This is a genomic window from Bradyrhizobium elkanii WSM2783 (genome assembly GCF_000472865.1).
GTDB lineage: Bacteria > Pseudomonadota > Alphaproteobacteria > Rhizobiales > Xanthobacteraceae > Bradyrhizobium > Bradyrhizobium elkanii_A.
Window position 1 is genome coordinate 17,422 of the sequence record NZ_AXAP01000017.1, and the last position, 24,812, is coordinate 42,233.

The window sequence follows — 24,812 nt, forward strand, 5'->3', positions numbered from 1 at the left end:
CTGGCGCTATCGGCTTGCGGCCTATCACCTCTCACAGCACCAGTGCGACGACGTTGTCTCCGGCAGGCGCGGGCTCCGACAGCAGCCCGGCGCGCGCGATGTCGTCGGCGTGCTCGGTGATGTGCCGCGAATAAGTCCGCTCGATCTCGTTGACGCTGGTGTTGTGCAGCGACGCCACCAGCCTGATCGGAATGTTTCTCTTCAACATGCGGACAATCGACGAGTGTCTCAGCGCGTACATCGTCGCGGCCACATCGGCTCCAATGGCGGTGACGATCTTCTTGACCTCGCGGTGATAGCTCGCGCCGGGATTGTCGCCCCATGGGTTGCCGTCGCTTTGCAACAACAGCGGCGTATCGTCGGCCCGACCTCTCGCGACCTCTCTCAATCGGGCCGCCAGTTGCACGGTGATCGGCACCGAGTAGCGCTCCCGTTTTTTCTCGGCGCGGTTCTTGCCGCCGCCCTTGCCGCTCTTCGGCATCGAGAGTTTCGGCCGCAGCGGGTGATCGTGCAGATCCCCGACGCGCAGCCGCCTGGCCTGACTCGGCCGCGCCCCAGTGTTCGCCAGCACATCGGTGAGCAACCCAAACTTGTCATCGAGGCTGTAGGCGATAGCGACGAATTCGACCACCTTGTCGTCGCTGAGGATGATGTTGCGCGGCACTTCCGCATTTGGCAGAGCGGCGAGGCCGATCGCCCAGGCGTCGCGATTTTGAATCCTCTTGTCGTGCTGCGTGGCCTGTTCAAGCGCAGCGCTCAAACAAGCGCAGAGCCGATTGATGGTCGACGCCGCCATGGTGCCGAGCAGGCCGTCGCGCCAGGTCCGCAGCTCGGTGGATGTCAGCAATGCCACCGGCTTCGATAGCAGCGCATTGGTGAGGTGCACGCGCGGCCATTGGGCGTTTGTAAGCGTTGGCATTGCGCGAGGTCAGATCGCGCTCGTAGTCAGCCAGCGCACCGTCGATCGTGATCAGCACGCCGTCGGCGCCGTCACCGCCGCGCGCCAGCTCCTTCGCCCGCTCCTGCGCCTGATGGAACGTCAGCACGGTTCTGCCGTCGGCGTCCTCGAAGTCGTCGGCCAGCGCGAAGGCCTTGGTCCAGTAGGCGCCGTGGCCGTCGGCGACCTTCATCACCCAGGTGCCGTTGGTCTTGTTGCGGCGATACATCAAGAGGACGCCGCGTGCGAGCGATGGCCCGCTGTACGGCCGCCGGCGGATGGTGAATTTGTTCAGTCGTGCGCTGCGGGTCTCGAATGGACCGTGCTTGACTTTGCGCGCCATGATCGTCGTGTCTCCGTTCTCGGGAAGTGTCGCGATTGTGTGTGTGAAGCCCCAAAGAGGCCTGTGGCAGCTTATGAGGAGATCGTGTGACTCATCAATGAGTTGGAAACTTCACACGGCTCCACCCAGCTTCACGCGACTATTTATTTTCCCTGCGCGATGGTTTTACGGTTTCCTTCGTGCTCTCCTCGGTGACCGGGCTTTCTTGCCACCGTCATCTCAAGCGGAAACTGTTCGCGCGAAAAACTTAGCGCCAGCGTCGGGGCGCCAGGACCACACGACTTCGCCGTCCGTGAGTATCTCGCTCGTCAGTCGTGACGCTCACGTCCACCGCATCTCACCGCAACGTTCGTGACGATCGCGAGCCGCCCCTCATCCGCCGTGAGACGCGCGGAGTTAAATCACTGATTTGCCCGACGGCGAAAGCGGAATGTTTTTTCCGCAAGGGGTGGACTGGGCAAATCAGATTGAAATCGCTGCTGAATTTTTCTCCGGCGTCATTCCGGGGCGATGCGAAGCATCGAGCCCGGAATGACGGAGAGTGTGGCCGATCCTCGAGACGCCGCTTCGCGGCTCCTCGGGATGAAGTCGGAGGTTGTTGCGGGAGGGCCTTTTCAAGGACGATCATTTGTATACTAATAAACAATCCGGCTTGATCGGAACCTCACGCCGCGGGCACAATCGACCGCGGAAGCACTGAGCGAAAAGGACAGAGCATGGCCCACGATGCACCCCAGGCGACCGGACCGAGCAAGCTGGTGGTCCGCAATATCGGGCTGTTGCTGTCGGGGGCGCTGGAGCGGCCGATCCTCGATGCCGACACCATCGTGGCCGAGAACGGCAAGATCACAGCGATCGGCCGCGCCAAGGATGTCGACACCGAAGGCGCCACCACCATCGTCGATGCCAATGGCACAACGGTGGCGCCCGGGCTGATCGACAGCCACGTCCACCCTGTTGCGGGCGACTGGACGCCGCGGCAGAACCAGGTCAACTGGATCGACAGCTACCTGCATGGCGGCGTCACCACCATGATCTCCGCGGGCGAGGTCCACATGCCGGGCCGGCCACGTGATGTCGTGGGCCTCAAGGCGATGGCTATCTTCGCGCAGCGCGCATTCTGGACACTGAGGCCCGGCGGCGTGAAGGTGCACGCCGGCGCGCCGGTGATCGAATGCGAGATGGTGGAAGAGGATTTCAAGGAAATGGCCGCCGCCGGCGTCAAGCTGCTCGGCGAGGTCGGCCTTGGCGGCGTGAAGGACGGCCCGACCGCGCGGAAGATGGTGGGATGGGCGCGCAAATACGGCATCCAGAGCACGATCCATACCGGCGGCCCCTCGATCCCCGGCTCAGGCCTGATCGACAAGGATGTGGTGCTGGAGGCCGATACCGACGTGGTCGGCCACATCAACGGAGGCCACACCGCCCTGCCGGACGACCAGATCCGCTGCATCTGCGAGGGCTGCAAGCGCGGCCTCGAACTGGTTCACAACGGCAATGAGCGATCGGCGCTCTACACGCTGCGCATCGCGCGCGATATGGGTGATCTTCACCGCGTCATCCTCGGCACCGATGCGCCCGCCGGCTCCGGCGTGCAGCCGCTCGGGATTTTGCGCATGGTCTCGATGCTGTCCTCGCTGGGCGAACTGCCGGCAGAGATCGCGTTCTGCCTCGCCACCGGCAACACCGCGCGGATGCGCGGATTGGATTGCGGATTGGTCGAAGCCGGCCGCGCGGCGGATTTCGTGCTGATGGACAAGGCGCAGCATTCGCCAGGCAAGAATATCCTGGAGAGCGTGCAGCTCGGCGATCTGCCGGGCATCGGCATGACCATCATCGACGGCATCGTCCGCACCCAGCGCAGCAGGAATACGCCGCCGGCGGGCAAAGTGCCGGAGATTGTGGGACGGTAACCGCTCCGGAGTCATTCCGGGGCATCGCAAAGCATCGAGCCCGGAATCCATCTCGCCGCAGAGTGCGCGGCAAAATGGATTCCGGGCTCGCGCTACGCGCGCCCCGGAATGACGGGGTGTGGGCGCGCCTACTCGATCACCTGCACTATCTTCTGCTGCTGCGGATCGACCAGCACGATCTGGTCGCCGACAGCGAGATAGCGATAGTTCCTGAGCTCGGCATTGCTGCGCACCATCTCCTCTGGCACGGGCTGCAGCGACAGGCAGTTCGATGCCGACGTTCCGCCCGACGAGGTCGTCGAGCCGACCGTAGTGGAAGGCCCGCGCGCCAACTCCCTGAACCTCGTGCGCATGTCGTCGCTGATGACGATGCGCTCGCGGCCATAGGCTGCGGCCCCGCCATAGCCCGGCCCTTCGTCGAGGATGTCGACGACTTCGTGCCGCCGCGGGTCGACGATCACGACCCTGTCGTCGACGAGCGTGTAATCGTAGTCGCGATATTGCGGAGCAATCCGCACGATGTCTGCCGGCAGCCGGTGAGGCTGGATGCTCGGCGGCAACGGCTGGCCGATATTGACATTCACATTGGAGGTCCGGGTTGCCGTTCGATCACTCCGTAGCTGATCCACGATCTGCTTGCGCTGGTCGTCATTGACATTGGCGGCGCGCTGACCGGCTTGTCCGGAGGCCTGGCCCGTCTTGGTGCCTTGGTCCTGCGTAGTGTCGCTCGGCCGTGAGCTCTGCTGCTGGGTCGATGTGCCGGAGGGCTGGGCCGCCTGATCGCGCTGATCCCTCCGGTCGCGGTCCATCTGCTGCTGGCTCTGCTGCCTGGTGTCGGCGGGCTGCCTGGTGTCCTGCGCGCGGTCACGTCCGGTGCGGTCCTCGCGGCTACGCTGCTGCTCGGTGGTCTCCTTGGCGTTGCGACCTTGCTGATCTTCCTTGCCCTGCTGCGACGCGCTGGCCGGCGGCCGTTCGCGACGATCCTGATCCTGGCTTTGCCGGGTCGGCTCCCTGCTCTCACGCCCTTGCGGCTCCTGAGCCTGCTTGCTTCGCTCACCCGGCGACTGGCTCTCGCCGCGCTGCATGTCCCTGGTGCCGCCCCTCTGTTCAGATTGAGTGCGCTCCTTCGCGTGGTCGGCCGCCGCACCCGAGCGCTCGGTTTCCCTGGATTGGGCGCCCGAACGATCCATGTCTTTCGACTGAGCCGTGGGCGCCTGTGCGCGAGGGCTCTCCTCGCGCTTCTGCGATTGATCCGGCGCCTGCGCAATGGCCGCGCCGGCGCCGATGGTCATGGCGATTGCCGTTGTGTAAAGCCAATTCATCCTCATTGGGGGAACTCCTGTTGGTTCCTCTGCCCGCCTCTTGAACCTTAGCAATGTCAGCCGCCGGGTTTTGTTCCGCCGACAATCCGGCGGACTCTGGACGCTTCAGCGCAGCTTGCTCAGGAGCGCGATCAACGTCTCGCGCTCCTTGCCATCGAGCGGCGCCAGCGTTTCCTTGGTGATCGCCAGCGCGTTCGGCGCAGCTTTTTCGACCGTCTGCTGGCCCGCGCGGGTCAGGCTGACGAGCAAACGACGGCCGTCCTCAGGATCGGAACTGGTCTCGGTCAGGCCCCGCGCCGTGAGGCGGTCGATGACGCCCTTGATGGTGGCGACATCCATCGCTGTCAGCCGGCCAAGCTGGTTCTGCGAGCACGAGCCGGTCTCGGCGAGCTTCGACAGCGCCGCCCATTGCGGCGAGGTTAGCTCGACGCCGATCTCACGCGCGAAGATGGTGGCGTGGCGCTGCCACACCTGGCGCAGCAAGAAGCCGATCTGCTCGTCCAGAACGTAGCTGATCTTCTGCGGCTTCGGGTTGCGTTTCGCGCCCCCATTCCTGGCCATTATTGAATCTCCCACCGTCGCCCATTACAGCGACAGATGCGCGTCCCGAATATCGGGCCGCGCATCGAGCTCGGCCATCGTGCCGCCGAAGCAGATGCGGCCGCGCTCGATGATATAGGCGCGATCCGAGATCAGGCGCGCGAAATGCAGGTTCTGCTCGGAGACGACGATGCTCACGCCCTCCTTTTTCATGGCAAGGATCGCATCGACCATCTGCTCGACGATCTTCGGCGACAGGCCTTCGGAAGGCTCATCGAGCAGCACCAGCGACGGGTTGCCCATCAGCGTGCGCGCAATCGTCAGCATCTGCTGCTCGCCGCCGCTCATGCGCCCGCCTGCGCGTCCCCGCATCTCGCCGAGATTCGGAAACAGCGTGAACAGTTTTTCGCGCGTCCAGTATGGCGCGTTGGCGCGCTTCGGCTGACGGCCGACTTCGAGATTCTCCTCGACCGTCAGGTCGGTGAAGATGCGCCGCTCCTCCGGCACATAGCCGAGCCCGCCGCGCACGATCGCATGCGTCGGTTCGCGCGAAACATCCCTGCCCTCGAAGAGGATGCGCCCCGAGCGGTTCTCGACCAGGCCAACGATGGAGCGGAAGGTCGTCGACTTGCCGGCGCCGTTGCGACCGAGCAGCGCGACCACTTCGCCCTCGCCGACATCGAGCGCGATATCGAACAGGATGTGCGCCGGGCCATAGAAGCTGTTGAGATCGTTCACCTGGAGTTTCATGCGTGCGCTCCGTCGCGGTGGCGCGCGTCGTAGACCAGGCCCTCCCCGAGGTAGATGGCGCGCACCTGCGCATTGCCGCGGACTTCCTCGGGCGATCCCTCGGCAATCAGGCTGCCGCGGTTGAGCACCAGGATGCGGTCGGCATGCTCGAACACGACATCCATGTCGTGCTCGGTGAAGAGCACGCCGATCGACTGCTCGCGCGCGATACTGGCCGTGAGCCGCATCAACTCGATGCGCTCGCGCGGCGCCATGCCGGCGGTCGGCTCATCCATCAGCAGCAGCTTCGGCTGGTTGGCGAGCGCGACCGCAAGCTCGAGTCGCTTGAGGTCGCCATAGGCGAGCTCGCCGCAGGGACGCTCGGCATAGGCGCCCATACCGACGAGATCGAGCAGCCGGCCTGCCTCCTCGCGCGCGAAATTCGGCGTCGAGCTCCAGACATTGAAAAGCTGGTGCCGGTGCGAGACCAGCGCGACCTGCACGTTCTCGCGCACGGTCATGGTGGGAAAGGTCGCGGTGATCTGGAAGGTGCGACCCACGCCGAGCCGCCAGATCGCGCGCGGCTTCTTGCCGGCGGTGTCCTCGCCCAGGATCGTGATGCGGCCGGAGTCCGGGATGTTCTGGCCGTTGAGCATATCGAAGCAGGTGCTCTTGCCAGCACCGTTGGGACCGATCAGCGCCAGGATCTCGCCGGCGCGCAGCTCGAACGAGACGCCGCGCACGGCGTGCACGCCGCCATAGGACTTGGTCAGGCCTTCGACCGACAGCAATGTGGGGACCATGCTCATTCGGCGGTCTCGATGCGCGAGGTGAGAAGCGACGAGTTCGACGACGACGATTTGCGGCGGCGGCTGAGGATCGACTGCAGCGTGCCGACGATGCCCTTCGGGAAGGCGACGACGATCAGCACGATGAAGGCACCGAGCACCAGTTTCGACCAATCGGTCTGGCTGACCAGCCAGATGTTCAAGGCCTTGTAGACGATGGCGCCGACCACGGCGCCGGACACCGTCTCGACGCCGCCGAGCAGCACCATGACCAGCGCATCGACCGAGAGCGAGATGCCCATGTTGTCAGGAAAGACGCTGCCTTTCAGATACGCGAACAGCGCGCCGGCGAGACCAGCCACGGTGCCTGCGATCACGAATGCGGTCCACTGGATGCGCTTGCCGTTGATGCCAACGGCCTCGCTGCGCAGCGGCGAATCCCGCGTCGCGCGCAATGCGAAACCGAAGGGCGAGAACACGATGATCCGCAGGATCAGGACCGCGAGCGCGGCGATGCCGAGCGAGAGCCAGTAGAAGTGCGACGGGCTCGCCGCCCATTTCTCCGGCCAGACGCCAAGGATGCCATTGTCGCCGCCGGTGACCGCCACCCACTGGAACGCGATCGACCACACGATCTGGGCAAAGGCGAGCGTCAGCATCGCAAAATAGACGCCGGAGAGCTGCACGGCGAAGAAGCCGAACACGGCGGCGCCGACGAGTCCTAATAGCGGGCCGAGCGCAAGGCACACGATCATCGGCAACCCCGCGAGTTTGGCGAGGAAGGCGACGCCGTAGGCACCCAGGCCGAAATAGGCGGCGTGGCCGAAGGAAGCTAGCCCGCCGACCGACATCAGGAAATGCAGGCTGACGGCAAAGATCACGAAGATCGCGATCTCCGAGCCGACGGTGAGCGCATAGTTGCCGCCGAACAACGGCAGCGCGGCTGCCACGATCAGCGCGGCGATTGCAGCGAGGCGCTCGTTCGAGGTCCAGGGCCGCCAGGGATTGACGGTGAGACCCGGCGTGCGGCGCGCCGGCGCCTCCGGCTTGCCGAACAGGCCCCACGGGCGGACGATCAACACCACCGCCATCACCAGGAAGACCAGGATGATGGAGATCTTCGGGAAGATCAAAATGCCGAAGGCGTTGAGTTCGGAGACCAACACGGCGGCGACGAAGGCGCCGGTGATGCTGCCGAGGCCGCCGATCACGACGACGACGAACACATCGACGATGATGCGCAAATCCATCGCATGATGCACGGCATCGCGCGGGATCTGCAGCGCGCCGCCGAGGGCTGCAAGGAAGACGCCGACCGCAAACACGCTGGTGAACAGCCATTTCTGGTTGACGCCAAGCGCTGCGACCATGTCGCGGTCCTGCGTCGCCGCGCGCACCAGGACGCCCCAGCGCGTGCGCTGGAACAGCAGCCAGAGGATGCCCAGCACGACAGGTCCAAGCACGATCAGGAACAGGTCATAGCTCGGGATGTTCTGGCCGAAGAAATCGACCGCGCCCTTGAAGCCCGGTGCGCGGCGGCCGACCAGGTCGCTCGGGCCCCAGATCAGCACGACTATATCCTGAACCATCAGCGTGAGGCCGAAGGTCGCGAGCAACTGGAACAATTCAGGCGAATGATAGATCCGCCGCAGCAGCATCATCTCGACCAGCACGCCCACCACGGCGACGACGAGCGCGGCGGCGACGATGCCGCCCCAGAAGCCGAGCGCGCCTTCGAGGCGCTCGGTGAGCGTGAAGGCGATGTAGGCGCCGAGCATGTAGAAGGCGCCATGCGCGAAGTTCACGATCCGCGTCACGCCGAAGATGATCGACAGCCCCGAGGCGACCAGGAACAGCGAGGCGGCGCTGGCGAGTCCGGTCAGGAACTGAACGACGTAAAAGGCCATCGGCGGTCCAGGTTGGAGTTAGCTGCGTGACTTCGTTCTGAGTGCGTGGCCCATCCTTCGAGACGGCCGCTCTGCGGCCTCCTCAGGATGAGGTCTGAATTCGCAGAGGCCTCAGAGCCCCGGGACAGGCTCCGAGCGCCTCATGGTGAGGAGGCGCGAAGCGCCGTCTCGAACCATGAGGCCCCGCTTTATCCGCATCAATCCTTCGGCCGGAGCTTCTCGATCTCGGCATCGGCAGGCAGATAGTCGGAGCCCTTCTTGTAGGAGGACTCCACCATTACGCCCTTGCCGTCCTTCAGCGCGGTCTTGCCGACGTAAGCACCGAGCGTCGACTGGTGGTCGATCTTGCGGAAGGTGATCTCGCCGAACGGCGACGGCACCGACAGGCCTTCGGTCGCCGCGATCAGCTTCTCCGGATCGGTCGAGTTCGCCTTGGTCAGGATCGCCGCCGCCGCCTTGATGGTCTGGTAGCCGACGATCGAGCCGAGCCGCGGATAATCCTTGAACTTGGCCTGGTAGGCCTTCAGGAACGCCTCATGCTCCGGCGTCTTGATATCGTACCAGGGGTAGCCAGTGACGATCCACCCTTCCGGGGTCTCGTCCTTCAGCGGATCGAGATATTCCGGCTCGCCGGTGAGGAAGCTCACCACCGCGCGGTCCTTGAACAGGCCACGCGTGTTGCCTTCGCGCACGAGCTTGACCAAGTCGGCGCCGAAGGTGACGTTGAGGATCGCTTCCGGATTGGCGGCGGCAACCGCCTGCACCACTGGGCCGGCGTCGATCTTGCCCTGCGGCGGCCACTGCTCGTCGACCCAGACAATGTCGGGACGCTTCTCCGACATCAGCTTCTTGAACACGGCAACCGCCGACTGGCCGTATTCATAATTCGGCGCGATGGTGGCCCAGCGCTTCGCCGGCAGTTTCGCGGCGGCCTCGACCAGCATCGCCGCCTGCATGTAATTGGAGGGGCGCAGGCGGAAGGTGTAGCGGTTGCCCTTGGACCAGGTGATGGCATCGGTCAGCGGCTCGGCGGCGAGGAAGAATACCTTCTTCTGGTTGGCGAAGTCAGAGACGGCGAGCCCGATATTGGAGAGGAAGGTGCCGGCAAGCATCGCGACATTCTCGCTGGAGACCAGCTCGTTGGCCGCGGTCTGTGCATCCGCCGGCTTGCCATTGTCATCCTTGGAGATGACGACCAGCTTCTTGCCGTTGATGCCGCCGCTCGCGTTGATCTCCTCGACCGCGAGCTGCCAGCCCTTGCGATAGGGCTCGGTGAAGGCGGGCAACAATGAATAGCTGTTGATTTCGCCGATCTTGATCTCGCTCTGGGCGATGGCGGTGTTCGCCATGCCCGCAACCAGCACCGCGAGCCCTGCCCCGATCAAATAATTCCGCATCCCTTACCCTCCGCTCCTTAAGAAAAACTATCTTAAACCGTCTTCGCCCTTGATCTCCGCGACCGTCAGCCCGCCGACGCGCGGCAGCGGCCGGCCGGAATCGGTGACGGCGACCGCGACCATGATCTCGTTGGCCCGCGGCGCGTCGTTGATCTGCACCTCCATGCCATCGAAATGGCTCCGCACGAAAGCCGCATCCTTGTGCCCGAGCGGGATATCCAGCGTCGTCCCCGGACCAGAACGCTTTTTCGACGACGGAATCAATGCGGCGCCTTTACCCAGGACCTTGCGCACAGGCGCGCCCATCTTGGGATGCAAGATCGCGGCCGCATGCTCGAGCTCGCCGTTTTCGCCGACGGCGGCGGCCTTTCCATAGGAATGCGCCTTGGAGCCCTCGATGCCGAGCGCCGCCACCGCTCGTTTCGATAGCAATTCGCCGAGTTCCTCGCCAATCGCGATCAGGGGCGAAATGTCCTCGACATAGCGGCCGGCAAAGGGGTTCTCGATCACCGCGATCGCCGCCGCGCGCCGGGTCGGCGGTGCGATGGTCTTGCCCATCTCGATGTGGGTCTCCTCGACCACCGTGACGATCTTGCGAATGATGGCACTCATCGGTTTCCGCCCTGTTGCTTTCGGCCCTGTTTGATCAGGCACGCGTAGTCTCTATCGCGCATTCATGAACGAGTTGCGATTCCGGTACCTTAAGCGCACGCGCCCGCACGATCGCCGTTTCGCCGAACAGGCGCAGCGCCGCGCCCTCGATCAATCCTGCCGCCAGGCATTGTCGCGCGCAAACCGCACCCGCTTCAAGGGCATCGGTGATCTCGCGAGCCGACAATGTGCCGACCTCCCGCGTCACCAGGCGCGGGCCGAGGTCGCTGTCGGGCTGCAATTCGTTTGCCGGGCGGCGGACAATCGCCGGGTGCCCGGGCAGATCGACGGCATTGGCGATGACGGTCGCTGCGGCATCGGCTTCCGAGGCGGTCCGTGCCAACACGGTGACGGCATCGGCGATGCCGAAGGAGAAGCTGCGGCCATGGCGGCCGCTGGTGGCGATGCCGCGGACGGGATCGTCGGCGTGGATCACCATGGTCTGCATCAGGCCGCGACGATCGGGACGATCGATCAGGCCGACGGTAAACTGCTCGTCGCCGGCAAGATGCAGGGCGATGTCGCCGCCATTATTGACATAGGCGCGATCGAGCGATGCTGCCTCCAGCATCGCGCCGAGGATTTCTTCCGCCACGCTGCCCGCGACCGCTGCCATCGGCGTGATGAAGCGGTCGGCGGCGAACGGGGCCACCGCCGCATGCATGCGGCGCGCGATGACGCCGTTGAGCGCGCAGTGCATCGGATGGGCCGCCTTGCGCAATTCGCCGAGCTCCATGCAGAGCCCGTCCAGCAGGCCGGTGAAGCGGCACACCGCGGCGTCAAAGGCTGCGCGCACGGCAGTCTCGCTTCCCGTCGCCTCCACGATCAGATCGATCGGTCCGTCCCGCAAATGCAGCCGCTTGCCATCAGGAAGAAGCGCGGTTTGCGGACGTCTCGTCATGGTCGCCTCCCCGAAGTGAAGAGCATGGGCCGGATCTCGGCGCTGTCGCGGAGCGATGACAGCGGGCGCACGTAATCCATGTGGCCGCCGAGTGCCGCATAATCGGAAAGTTTGAGCGTGAACTCGATCGGCGCCACCAGCGCCGGCGTCGGCACGTAGCCAAATGCCCCTATCGGCATCTGCGTGACATCGACCATGAAGGTGATGCCGCCGCCGGGCCAGACATAGACAGGTGCGCCGCCGCTGGTGACGCGGGTCAGGGCATCCTTCACCGAGCGCGTCAGCCGCACCGGGTTATCGGTGACGCCGGCGCGCAGCGAGCCGCCGGCGCCCGCCATGAACAGCACGGTGCACAGCGCCGGCTCGCAATTCTCCTGGATGCGCTCGACCGAGAATTTCAGCTCGGCTGGCATCTCCTGCTCGACCGGCCGCAGCGCCTCGTCGAGCACGTAATAGGCCGCGTGTTCGCCGGTGGTCGAGACCATCAGCATGGTCAGCCCCGGCCGCGCCTCCTTCGGATCGAACGGGCCGAGCACGGACAGCGGATCGGAGATTTTGGTGCCGCCCCAGCCGGTGCCGGGTTCGGCGACCTGGAAATAACGCCCGGGCGTCGAGCGACGCCCTTTCATCTTGATGCCAGTGTCGGGAATATCCAATAGCTTGCCGGCCTGGTGCTCCGAGAGCACGCCGGTGATGTGGTCATCGACCACAACGACTTCGTCGACCTTGCCGTGCCATTGCTTGGCGAACATGCCGATGGTGGCCGAGCCGCAGCCGACGCGCATGCGCTCTTCCTGCACGCCGTTGACAACAGGCGCCTGGCCCGCCTGCACCACGACGGTGGCGCCGCCGTCGATCGTAAGTTCTACCGGCTTGCAGTTGGAAAGATCCATCAGCGTGTCGCAGGTGACGCGGCCCTCCTTCTTGGAGCCGCCGGTCAGATGATGCACGCCGCCGAGCGACAGCATCTGCGAACCGTATTCGCTGGTGGTGACATGCCCGACCACCTCGCCCTCTGCGCGCACCGCCGCGGTCTCAGGGCCGAGATAGCGGTCGGTGTCGATCTTCACCTTGACGCCGCAATAGGAGAAGATGCCTTCGGTCACGACGGTGACCATGTCGACGCCGTCGATTTCTGACGACACGATGAAGGGCGCCGGCTTGTAGTCGGGATAGGTGGTGCCGGCGCCGATCGCGGTGACGAAGACATCGCCCTGGTGGACGATCTTGCCGTCCCAGTCGCCGCTCGCCTGGAACGGCACCACGCGCCCGCCATGCTCGAGCGCGCGCGACAGCACGATGTGCGGATCGACGCGCACCAGCCTGCCATCGTGATTGGCATAGCGGTCGCAGGCGCCCGCCGCGCCCGGCTTGATGTAGCACATCACCGGGCAGGCATCGCAGCGGATCTTGTCAGAAGCGGCAACGTCGGCCATCGCGAACAAGCCTGGTGTTGGGAGGCGGCGTTATCATCTCCCCGGGGACATCAATCATCGGGGATATCGTTCGTATACGAATGATCCTGCGCGCAGGTTGTAACCCTGTCAAGCGGGTGCAATCGCGAAAAACCACACCTGCCGAATAAAACCTCATTTGCCTCCCCGCTTTGTCCAGAAAGCGGGCAGCGCAGTGCAGCAAATTGCAGACGGCTTGCACGTTTGTACACAAACGTTATCCTCCGATGCATCGGTCGTAGATTTTGCGATCGCTGATTTTGCAATGCAATCATCGAAACGCTCATAGAGGCCTTAGGGGACCACGAGCCGATGCGCCTGACCGTCAACGGCAGGATTGTTGATGTCGACGCCGCTCCGGACACCGCACTGCTTTACGTGCTGCGCACCGATCTCGAACTGAACGGACCGAAATATGGTTGCGGGCTCGGCGAATGCGGCGCCTGTGCGGTGCTGATCGACGGCGTCGCGGCGCGATCCTGCGTGATCCCGATCGATGGCTGCGTCGGGCGCGACATCGTGACGCTCGAAGGGCTCGGCACGCGCGAGCGTCCCGATCCTGTGCAGCAAGCCTTCATCGCCGAGCAGGCCGCGCAATGCGGCTACTGCCTCAACGGCATGATCATCACGACGAAGGCGCTGCTCACGCGCAATCCGCGTCCGACCGAAAACGAGATACTGGAAGCGTTGCGCTACAATCTCTGCCGCTGCGGCGCGCATATCGAGATCGTCCGCGCGGCGATGCGCGCGGCCGGCCACGAGCTCGAGGCACGCGATTGATGGTCTCGCAGGACAAGCCCGCGCGGCCGCAGGGGTCGCTCTCCGTCGTTCAGCGATCGGATGCGAACGGCGCGTTCGAGACCTTCATCAAGATCACGGCGGATGGCTTTGTCACCGCCTATAACGGCCATGTCGATCTCGGCACCGGCATCCGCACCGCGCTCGGGCAGGTCGTCGCCGAAGAGCTCGACGTATCCTTTGCGCGCGTCGTCGTGGTGCTCGGCGACACCTCGCAGACGCCCAACCAGGGTCCGACGATCGCCAGCGAGACCATGCAGATATCGGCGGTGCCGCTCCGCAAGGCGGCGGCGCAGGCGCGGCTCTTTTTGGCCGCGCGTGCGGCCGAAAGGCTCGACCTATCGAGCGACGAACTCGTAGTCGAGGACGGCCTGATCCGCGGCAAGGACAATCGCAGCGTCACCTATGGCGAGTTGATCGCTGACGAGACGATCCGGCTCGAATTGGCAGACGATGTGCCGGTGAAGACTGTCGATGCCTATTCCGTCGTCGGGCGTTCGGTGCCGCGCGTCGATCTTCCGGCCAAGGCAACCGGCGAACTGGTCTACGTCCACGATGTACGCGTGCCCGGCATGCTGCACGGCCGCGTGGTGCGCCCGCCCTATGCCGGCGTCGACGCCGGACCGTTCGTCGGCACCAGCCTGATTGCAGTTGATGAAAGCTCGGTGCGCAACATTCCGGGCCTCGTCGCGGTGGTGCGGATCGGCGATTTCGTCGGCGTCGTCGCCGAGCGCGAAGAAAACGCGATCAAGGCGGCGGCGCAACTGAAGGTCGCCTGGAAGCCGGCGCCGACGCTGACGAGTCTCGATAACGTCGAGCAGGCGCTGCGCGCCAATCCTTCGACGCCGCGCACGCTGCTCGACAAAGGCGATGTCGACAGCGCAATCAAGAGCGCCGCGAAGCCGATGCAGCGGACCTATCTGTGGCCGTACCAGATGCATGGCTCGATCGGCCCGTCCTGCGCGGTGGCGGACTATCGCGACAGTGTGATCCGGGTCTGGTCGGGCACGCAGAACCCGCACATGCTTCGTGGCGACCTTGCCCTGCTGATCGAGCGGCCGGAGACAGAGATCGAGGTGATCAGGATGGAGGCGGCCGGCTGCTATGGCCGCAACTGTGCCGACGACGTCACGGCGGACGCGCTCTTGCTCTCGCGCGCGGTCGGCCGTCCCGTGCGCGTGCAATTGACGCGCGAGCAGGAGCACGCCTGGGAGCCGAAGGGCACCGCGCAGCTGATGGACGTCAATGGCGGCCTGAACGCGGACGGCAGCGTAGCGGCCTACGACTTTGCCACGCGCTATCCCTCGAACGGCGCGCCGACGCTCGCGCTGCTGCTCACGGGGAGGATTGCGCCGACGCCTGCTGTCTTCGAGATGGGCGACCGCACCGCGATCCCGCCATACGACTACGACCACATGCGCGTGGTCGCCCACGACATGCCGCCGATCGTGCGCGCCTCCTGGTTCCGCGGCGTCTCGGCGCTGCCGAACACCTTCGCGCATGAATCCTATATCGACGAGCTCGCGGCTGAGGCTCACGTCGATCCGATCGAATACCGGCTGCGCTACCTCAAGGACAAGCGCGCCATCGATCTCGTCAACGCGGTCGCCGAGCGCGCCGGCTGGAAGCCACGCCCGGTGCGCGAGGAGAAGGTCGCGGAAGACGACATCGTGCGCGGGCGCGGCTTTGCCTATGCGCTCTACGTCCACAGCAAGTTTCCGGGCTATGGCGCCGCATGGTCGGCATGGATCGCCGATGTCGCGGTCAACAAGGCGACCGGCGACGTCAGCGTGACGCGCGTGGTGGCGGGGCAGGATTCCGGCCTGATGATCAACCCGGACGGCGTGCGCCATCAGATCGAGGGCAATGTCATCCAGTCGACCAGCCGCGCGCTGATGGAGGAAGTTACCTTCGAGCGCGGCGCGGTGACGTCGCGGGAATGGGGCGCCTACCCCATCATCAAGTTCCCCGAGCTTCCGAAGATCGATGTGCTGATGCTGCCGCGGCAGGATCAGCCGCCCCTCGGCGTCGGCGAATCCGCGTCCGTGCCGAGCGCGGCCGCCATCGCGAACGCGATCTATGACGCGACCGGCGTGCGCTTCCGCGAATTGCCGTTCACGCCGGAACGTATCCTGAAGGGATTGCACGGCGAGGAACCGACTGCCCCACCTGCGCTGGCGCCACCACTGCCTGCTCCATCAGAGAAATGGCAAAAACCGTTCGTGAGACGCACCGGCGTGCTTGCCGGCATCGCCGCCGTATGTGCGGCCCTCGTCGGCATCGGCGCGGCCGTGCTGCCGTGGCGCGCGATTGCACCGATCGCGCGTCCTGACGCATCGGTCTATTCGGCCGCGACCATTGCACGCGGCAAGGAGCTTGCCGCGCTCGGCGCCTGCGCGGTGTGCCATACCGCAGCGGACGGAACGCTCAACGCCGGCGGCCAGCCGCTGGAGACGCCGTTCGGCATCATCTACGCGACCAACATCACGCCTGACGTCGAGACCGGCATCGGCGCATGGTCCTATCCCGCCTTCGAGCGCGCGATGCGCGAAGGCATCCATCGCGACGGCCGGCATCTCTATCCGGCTTTCCCCTACCCCCATTTTGCCAAAGCCACCGACGCCGACCTGCAGGCGCTCTATGCCTACCTGATGGCGCAGGCCCCGGTGCGCGCGACGACGCCGGAACACGAACTGAAGTTTCCGTTCAACCTGCGCCCGCTGCTCGCCGGATGGAATGCGCTGTTCCACGAGGCGAAATCGTTCCAGCCCGATCCGACTAGGTCGGAGATGTGGAATCGCGGCGCCTATCTGGTCGAAGGCCTCGGCCATTGCAGCGCCTGCCATTCGCCGCGCAACGCGCTCGGCGCCGAGCTCAAGAATGCCTATCTCGCCGGCGGCTTTGCCGAGGGCTGGGAGGCGCCTGCGCTGACGTCGCTGTCAAAGGCACCGATCCCCTGGAGTGAGGACGAGCTCTACGCCTATTTGCGGACCGGTGAATCCCGCTTCCATGGCGTGGCGGCTGGGCCGATGGCGCCGGTCGTGAAGGAATTGGCCGCACTGCCAGACCGGGACATCCGCGCCATGGCCGTCTATCTCGGCTCTTTCAACGAGACCGCCATTGACGGGCCGGCGCAGGAAGCGATCGCTGTGAAGCTCGAACATGCGACGGCCACAAGCGCGGTTGTGCCCGCCTCCTTCGGCGCCCGCCTCTACCAGGGCGCCTGCGCGGTCTGTCACGAAGTGGGCGGACCGCCTCTGTTCGGCAGCCGGCCCTCGCTGTCCCTGAACAGCAATCTGCACAGCGCGGTGCCGGACAATTTGATCCAGGTGATCCTGCACGGCATCCGCGAACCCGCGACCGGCGACCTCGGTTATATGCCCGGATTCAAGGAAAGCATGACCGACGGCCAGGTCGCCGAACTCGTTTCCTATCTCCGGCGGCAGTTTGCTCCGAACAAGCCGGCCTGGACCGGCATCGAGGCGACCGCTGGCAGGATCAGACAGGGAACACGCTGAGCTGCCCTGCCAGAACCACTGCCACAATCCACTGGTTGGGCAGCTTTTGGCACGCTAAGGTTCCGCCATGACGTTTACGGATATTGCAACCCGAACCTACAACCATGGCTGGCGGCTCGACCCGATCGTGCGCAGCCTGCTCGACACCGATTTCTACAAGCTGTTGATGCTGCAGATGATCCGGGAGTTCTACCCGGACACGCGCACGACCTTTTCGGTGATCAACCGCACCAGTCGGGTCCGGCTTGCCGAGGTGATCGACGAGGGTGAGCTGCGCGCCCAGCTCGACCACGCCCGCACCATCCGCTTCAGCAAGAAGGAGCTGATCTGGCTCGCCGGTAACACGTTCTACGGCAAGACCCAGATGTTCTCGCCGGATTTCATCAACTGGCTTTCGACTTTCCGCCTGCCCGAATATGAACTGCACAAGGTCGATGGGCAGTATGAACTGCATTTCCACGGGCCCTGGACCCACACCACGATGTGGGAGATCCCGGCGCTCGCGATCCTGAACGAATTGCGCTCGCGCGCGGCGATGAAGGGTCAGGGCCGTTTCGCGCTCGACGTGCTCTATGCGCGCGCCAAGGCCAAGCTGTGGGCCAAGGTCGAGCGCCTGCGTAAGCTTGACGGCTTAAAGCTTTCGGACTTCGGCACCCGCCGCCGCCACGGCTTCCTCTGGCAGCGCTGGTGCGTCGAGGCCGTGAAAGAAGGGCTTGGGCCGTCCTTCACCGGCACCTCCAACGTGCTGCTGGCAATGGACAACGACCTCGAGGCGATCGGCACCAATGCCCATGAGCTGCCGATGGTGGCCGCGGCGCTCGCCAATTCGGATGAAGAGCTGCGCTGGGCGCCCTACGCCATCCTCGACCAGTGGCGCCATACCTATGGCGGCAACCTGCTGGTCGCCCTCCCCGATGCCTTCGGCACCAGGGTGTTCCTGCGCGACGCGCCGGATTGGGTCGCCGACTGGACCGGCTTTCGCCCGGACAGCGCGCCGCCGATCGCGGCCGGCGAGGAGATCATCCGATGGTGGAAGCAGAAGGGCCGCGATCCCAGGGAGAAGCTCCTGGTCTTCTCGGACGCCATGGACGTCGATTCGATCGAGGAAAGCTACAGGCATTTCGCCGGCCGCGTTCGCATCAGCTTCGGCTGGGGCACCAACCTCACCAATGACTTCGTCGGCTGCGCGCCTGACGGTTCCGCCGACCTCGACCCGATCTCGATCGTCTGCAAGGTAACCTCGGTCGACGGCAGGCCGGCGGTGAAACTCTCAGACAATCCCGAGAAGGCGACCGGTATCCCCTCCGAGGTCGAGCGTTACCTGCGCGTATTCGGCAACGCCGGCCGCGTGCGCGCCGCCGTGCACGTCTAGTTTTGGGCATGATCTCCGCGCAAACACTACGCGTTTGTCGCGCGGGAAAACTGGCTTCCATCTTTCCGGATCAGGCCATAAACCGCACCAATCCCGCCCTCAGCTCGCGAGTTTCAGCATGCCCGCACCCAACCCGCCTGCGTTCGAAACCCTAAGCCTGCATGCCGGACAGCGCCCCGATCCCGTGACGGGATCGCGCGCAGTGCCGATCTACCAGACGACGTCCTACGTGTTCCAGGACGCCGATCATGCGGCGGCGCTGTTCAACCTGGAGCGCGCCGGCCACATCTACACACGAATTTCCAATCCAACGACTGCGGTGCTGGAAGAGCGGATCGCAGCGCTCGAAGGCGGCGTCGGCGCGATCTGCACCGCGAGCGGCATGGCCGCGATGCATCTGGCGATCGCGACGCTGCTCAATGCCGGCGACCACATCGTCGCTTCGGCCTCGCTCTATGGCGGCACCATCAACCTGCTGGCGCACACGCTGCCGCGCTTCGGCATCACGACGACCTTCGTGAAGCCGCGGGCGCTGGACGAATTCCGCGCCGCGATCAAGCCGAATACGCGCCTGGTGATCGCCGAGACCATCGGCAATCCCGGCCTTGAAGTGCTCGATATCCCCGCGGTGGCTGACATCGCGCATGACGCGAAAATTCCGCTGCTCATCGACAACACCTTTGCGACGCCCTATCTCAGCCGCCCGATTGAATTCGGCGCCGACATCGTCATGAACTCGGCGACGAAATGGCTCGGCGGCCATGGCATTGCGATCGGCGGCGTCATTGTCGACGGCGGCGGCTTCGACTGGCATGCGTCGGGCAAATTCCCGCAGCTCACCGAACCCTATGCCGGCTATCACGGCATCGTCTTCGACGAGCAGTTCGGCAAGGCGGCCTTCATCATGCGGGCCCGCACCGAGGGCTTGCGCGATTTCGGCGCCTGCCTGTCGCCGACCAACGCGTTCCAGCTCCTGCAGGGCATCGAGACGCTCGGCGTGCGGATGGATCGGCACATGAGCAATACGCTCGCGGTGCTGGAATTCCTGACCGCGAACAAGGCAGTCGATTGGGTGCTGCATCCGGCGCTGGAAAATCACCCCGACTACGAGCTTGCGAAGAAGCTGCTGCCGCGCGGCGCCGGCTCGATCGTCAGCTTCGGCATCAAGGGCGGACGCGCTGCGGGCAAGAAGTTCATCGAACAGCTCAAGCTGATCAGCCACCTCGCCAATGTCGGTGATGCCAAGACACTCGTGATCCATCCCGCCTCCACCACCCATCAGCAGATGGACGCCGAGCAGCTCAAGGCAGCTGGCATCGGCGAAGAGCTGGTGCGGCTGTCGGTCGGCATCGAGACCGCGCAGGACATCATCGACGATCTCGGCCAGGCGCTTCGCGCGTCGCAGAGGGTTTGAGCCATGCAGCTTTCGGTGAACGGGATTGAGACTTTCGTGGTAACAGGCGGAAAGCTGTTCGATCCTTCGTTGCCCACGGTCGTGATGATCCACGGCGCGGGCTTTGACAGCTCCACCTGGGCGCTGCACAGCCGCTGGTTCGCGCATCACGGCTATTCGGTATTGGCACCGGATCTGCCGGGCCACGGCCGCTCGTCCGGCAAGCCCTTGCCGACGATTGCGGCGATGGCGGATTGGATCGCGGCGCTGCTGCAGGCAGCCGGGGCCTCGAAGGCGAAGCTGATCGGACACTCCATGGGTTCACTGATCGCGCTGGAGACCACGGCGCGGCATCCGGACAAAGTGTCGGCACTGAGCCTGATCGGAACGGCGGCGACGATGACGGTTGGGCCTGATCTGTTGAAGGCGGCGGAGGCCAACGATCCCGCCGCGATCGACATGGTCTCGATCTGGGGCCTCGGCTTCAAGGCCGAACTCGGCGGCTCGCTCGCGCCGGGATTGTGGATGCACCACGGCGCACAGCGCGTGCTGCAGCGTGCGCGACCGGGCGTGCTCTACAACGATCTGAACGCCTGCAATTCATACCAGAATGCGCTGGCCGCGGCGGCGCAGATCAGGGTGCCGGTGACGTTCATCCTCGGCGAGCGCGATCTGATGACTCCAGCAAAAGCCGGCAAGACGCTGGCGGCCGCAACGCCGAACGCGCGCACCGTGGTGCTGCCCGGCGCCGGCCACATGATGATGGTCGAGCAGCCCGACGAACTGCTGGCGGCGCTGCGCGACTGAGATCAGCGCGCTTCTTCCTTCTCCCCTTGTGGGAGAAGGTGGCGCGAAGCGCCGGATGAGGGGTTCTCTCCACGGGCTGCTGTGCTCGCGGAGAGAACCCCTCACCCAAGTGAGTTCGCGGCTGATGGCTGAGCTGCCCTCTCCCACAAGGGGCTCGGGCTTGACCCGGCAATCCATCGCTTCGCAAGAACTCTTTTCTTGATGGATGCGCGGGTCAAGCCCGCGCATGACGAACTGGGGACGACTACCTCGCCGGTTTGCGTTCGATCGGGTGGATGTCGATCGCGCGCAACCGACCCAGGCGCAGCACGTCCATGGCCAGCGTACGGTCGATGCGGTCGCGGTCGAGGGCGCGGATCAGGTCGTCGACGCCGTTGATGTCGAGGCCGTCGAGCTTGATCACGACGTCGCCGGGCAGAAGGCCCGCTTTCGAAGCCGGGCTATCCGGCTCGATCTGCGCGAGCAGCGCGCCCATCTTGTTCTCGACGCCGGCGAGCACGGCATGGCGCCGCGGGATCGGCGCGGTCTGGCCGGCGACGCCGATGAAGGCGCGGCGGACATAGCCGTGGCGGATGATCTCCGACAGCACGAACTGCGCGGTGTTGCTCGCGACCGCAAAGCAGATGCCCTGCGCGCCGTTGATGATCGCGGTGTTGATGCCGATCACCTGCGAATTCGACGACACCAGCGGGCCGCCGGAATTGCCGGGGTTGAGCGCGGCATCGGTCTGGATCACGTCCTCGATCGTGCGCCCGCTGACCGAGCGGATCGAGCGCCCGAGCGCCGACACCACGCCAGCGGTGACCGTCGATTCAAAGCCGAGCGGATTGCCGATCGCGACCACGAGCTGGCCGCGCCGGAGTTGCTTGGAATCGCCGAGCGAGGCGTAAGGCAGATCGCGCGCGCCATCGGCCCGCAACAATGCGAGATCGGTGTCGGGATCGACGCCGAGCACGTGCGCGTCGGTGACGAAGCCCTCGGTGTCGCGCAGGCGGATCTCTTTCGACGAGCCGACCACGTGACTGTTGGTCAGCACGAAGCCATCGGGCGAGATGACGATGCCGGAACCGAGCCCGCCGCGCTCACGCGGTGTTCGCACTTTCGGCCCGGTCTCGACGCGCACCACCGCGGGGCCGACGCGTTCGGTCACGTCGATCACGGCGTTGGAATAGGCATCGAGCAACGCCCGGTCGTCGGCCGGGGTAGCTTCGGTCGTTCGCGGTGACCGCGCGTCACCGGCGTTATTTGAGGTGATATCCAACATGGTGAGGGTTCCTTCGGCTCATTCAAATGGGAGCCGAGTTCCTCCTGCGCAAGGTGCCCGTGCCGGGCTCAGACCTGCCCAAACGGCTAGGGCGCCGGAGCTCTTTCCGCTCGGTCGGGACGCAGCCCGGGTGAAGCGCCAGCGTAACCCGGGACCTGTCGTGGCCGCGGATATGGATATCCCGGGTTACGCGTTCCGCTCCACCCGGGCTACGACTTCCTGCTAGGGCGCCCGCCGCAAGCTGCCCCCGCGCGCCCTGACGTGATCAAGCAATGACCAATCGCCCTGCTGCAGCGTGTGGCCCTTCGGGAAGGGGGCGCGGAGCTCGTAGCCGAGCGAGCGCAGCACGCGGTCGTCGCGGTAGTAGCATTGCAGGACCACGCGAACGAGCGTTGCCGCGGGGACTCCGCCGGTCGCGCGGAATTCCTTTGCGACCTGGTCGCGCTGCGCTGTGTCGAGCTCGGCGAGCGGCTTGCCGGCCAAGCGCGCGAGATGGTCGAGCGCGGCGCGCACCGGCTCGGTGTCGCGGCCAAGCGTTGCGAGGATGTCAGCCTGGATGGCCCGATCGTCGGCGCCGGGCACCTTGTACTCGGCACTCTCGGGAATGATCATCGCGGCGATCGTCCTGAGATCGTCGCGCTGGGTTTGGGTGAGCGTTTCGGCTGACATCGCTTCCTCAATCGAACAAATTGGCAAGGCGCTGCTTCATCTGGTCGGCGACGTAGAGCGCGATCGCCTGGATAGTCGAGGTCGGGTTGACGCCGCCTGAGGTGACGAAGACGCTGCCGTCGACGATGAACAGGTTCTTCACGTCATGCGACCGCCCCCACTCGTTGACCACGGAGCGCGCAGGGTCCGTGCCCATCCGCGCGGTGCCGAGCAGATGCCAGCCGCCCCACGGGATCGGGCTATTGGTACAGATATCGGTCGCCCCGGCGGCCTCGAGAATCTCGCGGCCGCGCGCCAGCCCATGCTCCATCATCTTCCGGCTGTTCTCGCTGATCGTGTAGTCGATCTTCGGGGCGGGAATGCCGTGGCTGTCCTTCAACACGGGATCGAGCGTGACACGGTTGTGCTCCTCGGGAAGATCTTCGCAGATCGCGGAGACCGCGAGGCGGTGGCCGTTGAGCCTGCGGAAGACGTGGTGATGGTCCGCCCCCCACGGCAGAATGCCCTTCTGCTCGCTGGCGACGGCCTCGAACACCGGCCCTGCGCCGCGGCCGAACTGGATGCCGTAACCGCGGACGAAGCCGCGCGAGAGGTCGGTGTCGTAGAACTCCTTGCTCCACAGGCAAGTCGGCGGCGCGCGGTTGCTGTCGGTCGGCTCCTGCACGAAGCCGTAGATCTGCGCATAGGGATGGAACATCAGGTTCTTGCCGACCAGGCCTGATGAATTGGCGAGGCCGTTCGGGAAGCGGCCGGAGACGGAGTTCAAGAGCAGCCGCGGCGTGCCGACGCCGTTGCAGGCGATGATGACGACCTCGGCCGGCTGAAACTGCTCGACACCGTCCTTGTCGTAATAGACGACGCCGGACGCCATGCCGTGCTCGTTGGTCAGGATCTCGCGCACGCGGCAATGCGTCTTGATTTCGACGCCGGCGCGGATCGCATGCGGCCAATACGTGATGTCGGTCGAGGCTTTCGCGCCTTGCGCGCAGGCCGGGGTGCAATGGCCGAGATTGATGCAGCGCGCCCTGCCCTCGTAGTCCATTGTCGCGACCGTGGTATCCGACGGCCACCAGTGCCAGCCAAGCTTGTTCATGGCCTTGCCGATCAACGGACCGGAAAGTCCGAGCGGCTGCGGCGGCATTGGCGGGTGCGTCAATGGCGAAAGCGGATCGCCTGACAGGCCCGATACGCCCATCATCCGGTCATTCTCTTCGAAGAACGGCGTGAGTGCATCGTAGTCGATCGGCCAGTCATCGGCGACGCCGTCGAGCGTTTTCACCTTGAAATCGGACGGATGCAGCCGCGGCCAATGCGCTGTGTACATCACGGTCGAACCGCCGACGGCGTTGAAGTTGACGACCTTGATCGGCGAGTTGTCGTCGTTGATGGGATAATCTTCGGGCCGCCCGCGGACATTCGGGCTGGTCGACCAGTCGCCATAGAACTTGGCCTCCCAGTCCCGCCCGGTGCTTGGATAGTCCGCGGGATTCATCCAGCCGCCCTGCTCCAGGCAGAGGATGTGCATTTTCGTCTCAGCCAGCGACCACGCCACCGCAGCGCCGGACGCGCCGGCGCCGATGATCAGGACGTCAACGGGATCCCGATGCACGAGTGCCTCCCCAATTTCATCGCCGCGCGACGCGCGATCGTTGTTTTCTTGTCATGAGACGATAGGGGAAAACCGGATGCGGAGTAAAGCGGCAGGTCATTGCACGCGCGGCACGATCATCACGTCGAGCCCGCGGATTTCGTCCGGCGTTGCGGATCGCGTCATCGCGCCCGGCGCTTCCACCAGCACTTGCACCCGCAGGCGCTTGTTGACCACGTTCCTCGACTGAACGGGGAAGGTTTCGGAACGGGTGTCATTCGGACCCGGCACGCCGTAGGTCATAATCGAGCCGATCACGTCGCCTTGCTCGGTCTTCACGACAAGGCGAGCACCGAACGGCAACGGACCGGTTACGACCTTGAGCCGGACTGCCTCATTCGGGCCGGGATCGCGCGGCGCCAGCAGCTCGGTCATCTTCCGGTCCTGCGCCGAGGCAAGGCCCGCGCCGGCGAGGCTTGCGAGAAGGAGGGCGATAGAAAATTTGTGTCGCATGTAAAGGC

21 protein-coding genes are annotated in these 24,812 nt (G+C 65.0%); 6 read left to right on the top strand and 15 right to left on the bottom strand.

The window, feature by feature from the left end; genetic code table 11:
* Positions 1–31: 31 nt before the first annotated feature.
* Both YY7_RS63170 and YY7_RS63175 read right to left on the bottom strand, forming a co-directional pair.
* On the bottom strand, positions 32–664 hold the full coding sequence (locus YY7_RS63170; RefSeq protein ID WP_245287299.1) for a site-specific integrase: 633 nt from the start codon (positions 662–664) through the stop codon (positions 32–34).
* Between the two features lie 79 nt (positions 665–743).
* Positions 744–1,280: a hypothetical protein gene (locus tag YY7_RS63175; protein ID WP_245287300.1), complete on the bottom strand. Its 537-nt coding sequence runs from the start codon at positions 1,278–1,280 to the stop codon at positions 744–746.
* A 716-nt stretch (positions 1,281–1,996) separates the two neighbouring features.
* Here YY7_RS63175 and YY7_RS0117130 point away from each other — a divergent pair.
* A complete protein-coding gene (locus YY7_RS0117130) occupies positions 1,997–3,193 on the top strand; it encodes an amidohydrolase family protein (RefSeq protein ID WP_028164317.1) in 1,197 nt (398 codons plus the stop codon).
* A gap of 128 nt (positions 3,194–3,321) precedes the next feature.
* On the opposite strand, the gene YY7_RS56590 is transcribed toward YY7_RS0117130, so the two are convergent.
* The 9 genes from YY7_RS56590 to YY7_RS0117175 all read right to left on the bottom strand — a co-directional run bounded on the left by YY7_RS56590 (position 3,322) and on the right by YY7_RS0117175 (position 12,864).
* Entirely contained in the window at positions 3,322–4,521 is a 1,200-nt protein-coding gene (locus YY7_RS56590; RefSeq protein WP_080663735.1) for a DUF1236 domain-containing protein, read from the bottom strand.
* 99 nt (positions 4,522–4,620) lie between these two features.
* On the bottom strand, positions 4,621–5,076 hold the full coding sequence (locus tag YY7_RS0117140; RefSeq protein ID WP_028164318.1) for a MarR family winged helix-turn-helix transcriptional regulator: 456 nt from the start codon (positions 5,074–5,076) through the stop codon (positions 4,621–4,623).
* A 24-nt stretch (positions 5,077–5,100) separates the two neighbouring features.
* Positions 5,101–5,805, bottom strand: coding sequence for an ABC transporter ATP-binding protein (locus YY7_RS0117145; protein ID WP_028164319.1), 705 nt, complete (start codon positions 5,803–5,805; stop codon positions 5,101–5,103).
* Positions 5,802–6,593 (bottom strand): ABC transporter ATP-binding protein, encoded by a 792-nt coding sequence (locus YY7_RS0117150; RefSeq protein WP_028164320.1) that lies wholly within the window; start codon positions 6,591–6,593, stop codon positions 5,802–5,804. The genes YY7_RS0117145 and YY7_RS0117150 overlap by 4 nt, the downstream gene beginning before the upstream one ends.
* Complete coding sequence (locus tag YY7_RS0117155) at positions 6,590–8,479, bottom strand: ABC transporter permease (RefSeq protein ID WP_028164321.1); 1,890 nt, start codon at positions 8,477–8,479, stop codon at positions 6,590–6,592. Before YY7_RS0117155 ends, YY7_RS0117150 begins: the two co-directional genes overlap by 4 nt.
* Before the next feature lie 197 nt (positions 8,480–8,676).
* On the bottom strand, positions 8,677–9,876 hold the full coding sequence (locus YY7_RS0117160) for an ABC transporter substrate-binding protein (RefSeq protein ID WP_028164322.1): 1,200 nt from the start codon (positions 9,874–9,876) through the stop codon (positions 8,677–8,679).
* A gap of 27 nt (positions 9,877–9,903) precedes the next feature.
* Positions 9,904–10,488, bottom strand: coding sequence for an amino acid synthesis family protein (locus YY7_RS0117165; RefSeq protein ID WP_028164323.1), 585 nt, complete (start codon positions 10,486–10,488; stop codon positions 9,904–9,906).
* A gap of 34 nt (positions 10,489–10,522) precedes the next feature.
* Positions 10,523–11,428: a UPF0280 family protein gene (locus tag YY7_RS0117170; protein WP_028164324.1), complete on the bottom strand. Its 906-nt coding sequence runs from the start codon at positions 11,426–11,428 to the stop codon at positions 10,523–10,525.
* Entirely contained in the window at positions 11,425–12,864 is a 1,440-nt protein-coding gene (locus tag YY7_RS0117175) for a 6-hydroxynicotinate reductase (RefSeq protein ID WP_028164325.1), read from the bottom strand. The genes YY7_RS0117170 and YY7_RS0117175 overlap by 4 nt, the downstream gene beginning before the upstream one ends.
* 330 nt (positions 12,865–13,194) lie before the next feature.
* Between YY7_RS0117175 and YY7_RS0117180 the strand changes: the two genes are divergently transcribed.
* The 5 genes from YY7_RS0117180 to YY7_RS0117200 all read left to right on the top strand — a co-directional run bounded on the left by YY7_RS0117180 (position 13,195) and on the right by YY7_RS0117200 (position 20,770).
* Complete coding sequence (locus YY7_RS0117180) at positions 13,195–13,662, top strand: (2Fe-2S)-binding protein (RefSeq protein WP_028164326.1); 468 nt, start codon at positions 13,195–13,197, stop codon at positions 13,660–13,662.
* Complete coding sequence (locus YY7_RS0117185) at positions 13,662–17,198, top strand: molybdopterin cofactor-binding domain-containing protein (protein WP_028164327.1); 3,537 nt, start codon at positions 13,662–13,664, stop codon at positions 17,196–17,198. Before YY7_RS0117180 ends, YY7_RS0117185 begins: the two co-directional genes overlap by 1 nt.
* Before the next feature lie 67 nt (positions 17,199–17,265).
* Entirely contained in the window at positions 17,266–18,570 is a 1,305-nt protein-coding gene (gene pncB / locus YY7_RS0117190) for a nicotinate phosphoribosyltransferase (protein WP_028164328.1), read from the top strand.
* 118 nt (positions 18,571–18,688) lie between these two features.
* Positions 18,689–19,984 (top strand): O-acetylhomoserine aminocarboxypropyltransferase, encoded by a 1,296-nt coding sequence (locus YY7_RS0117195; protein WP_028164329.1) that lies wholly within the window; start codon positions 18,689–18,691, stop codon positions 19,982–19,984.
* Between the two features lie 3 nt (positions 19,985–19,987).
* Positions 19,988–20,770 (top strand): alpha/beta fold hydrolase, encoded by a 783-nt coding sequence (locus YY7_RS0117200; protein ID WP_028164330.1) that lies wholly within the window; start codon positions 19,988–19,990, stop codon positions 20,768–20,770.
* 244 nt (positions 20,771–21,014) lie between these two features.
* Here YY7_RS0117200 and YY7_RS0117205 read toward each other — a convergent pair whose 3' ends face one another.
* From YY7_RS0117205 to YY7_RS51900, 4 genes are all read right to left on the bottom strand, one after another.
* On the bottom strand, positions 21,015–22,034 hold the full coding sequence (locus tag YY7_RS0117205; protein WP_028164331.1) for a S1C family serine protease: 1,020 nt from the start codon (positions 22,032–22,034) through the stop codon (positions 21,015–21,017).
* A gap of 222 nt (positions 22,035–22,256) precedes the next feature.
* A complete protein-coding gene (locus YY7_RS0117210) occupies positions 22,257–22,703 on the bottom strand; it encodes a hypothetical protein (protein ID WP_028164332.1) in 447 nt (148 codons plus the stop codon).
* A 7-nt stretch (positions 22,704–22,710) separates the two neighbouring features.
* Complete coding sequence (locus tag YY7_RS0117215) at positions 22,711–24,312, bottom strand: GMC family oxidoreductase (RefSeq protein ID WP_028164333.1); 1,602 nt, start codon at positions 24,310–24,312, stop codon at positions 22,711–22,713.
* Positions 24,313–24,408: 96 nt separating this feature from the next.
* Positions 24,409–24,804 (bottom strand): hypothetical protein, encoded by a 396-nt coding sequence (locus tag YY7_RS51900; RefSeq protein WP_035690359.1) that lies wholly within the window; start codon positions 24,802–24,804, stop codon positions 24,409–24,411.
* Between the last annotated feature and the right edge of the window lie 8 nt (positions 24,805–24,812).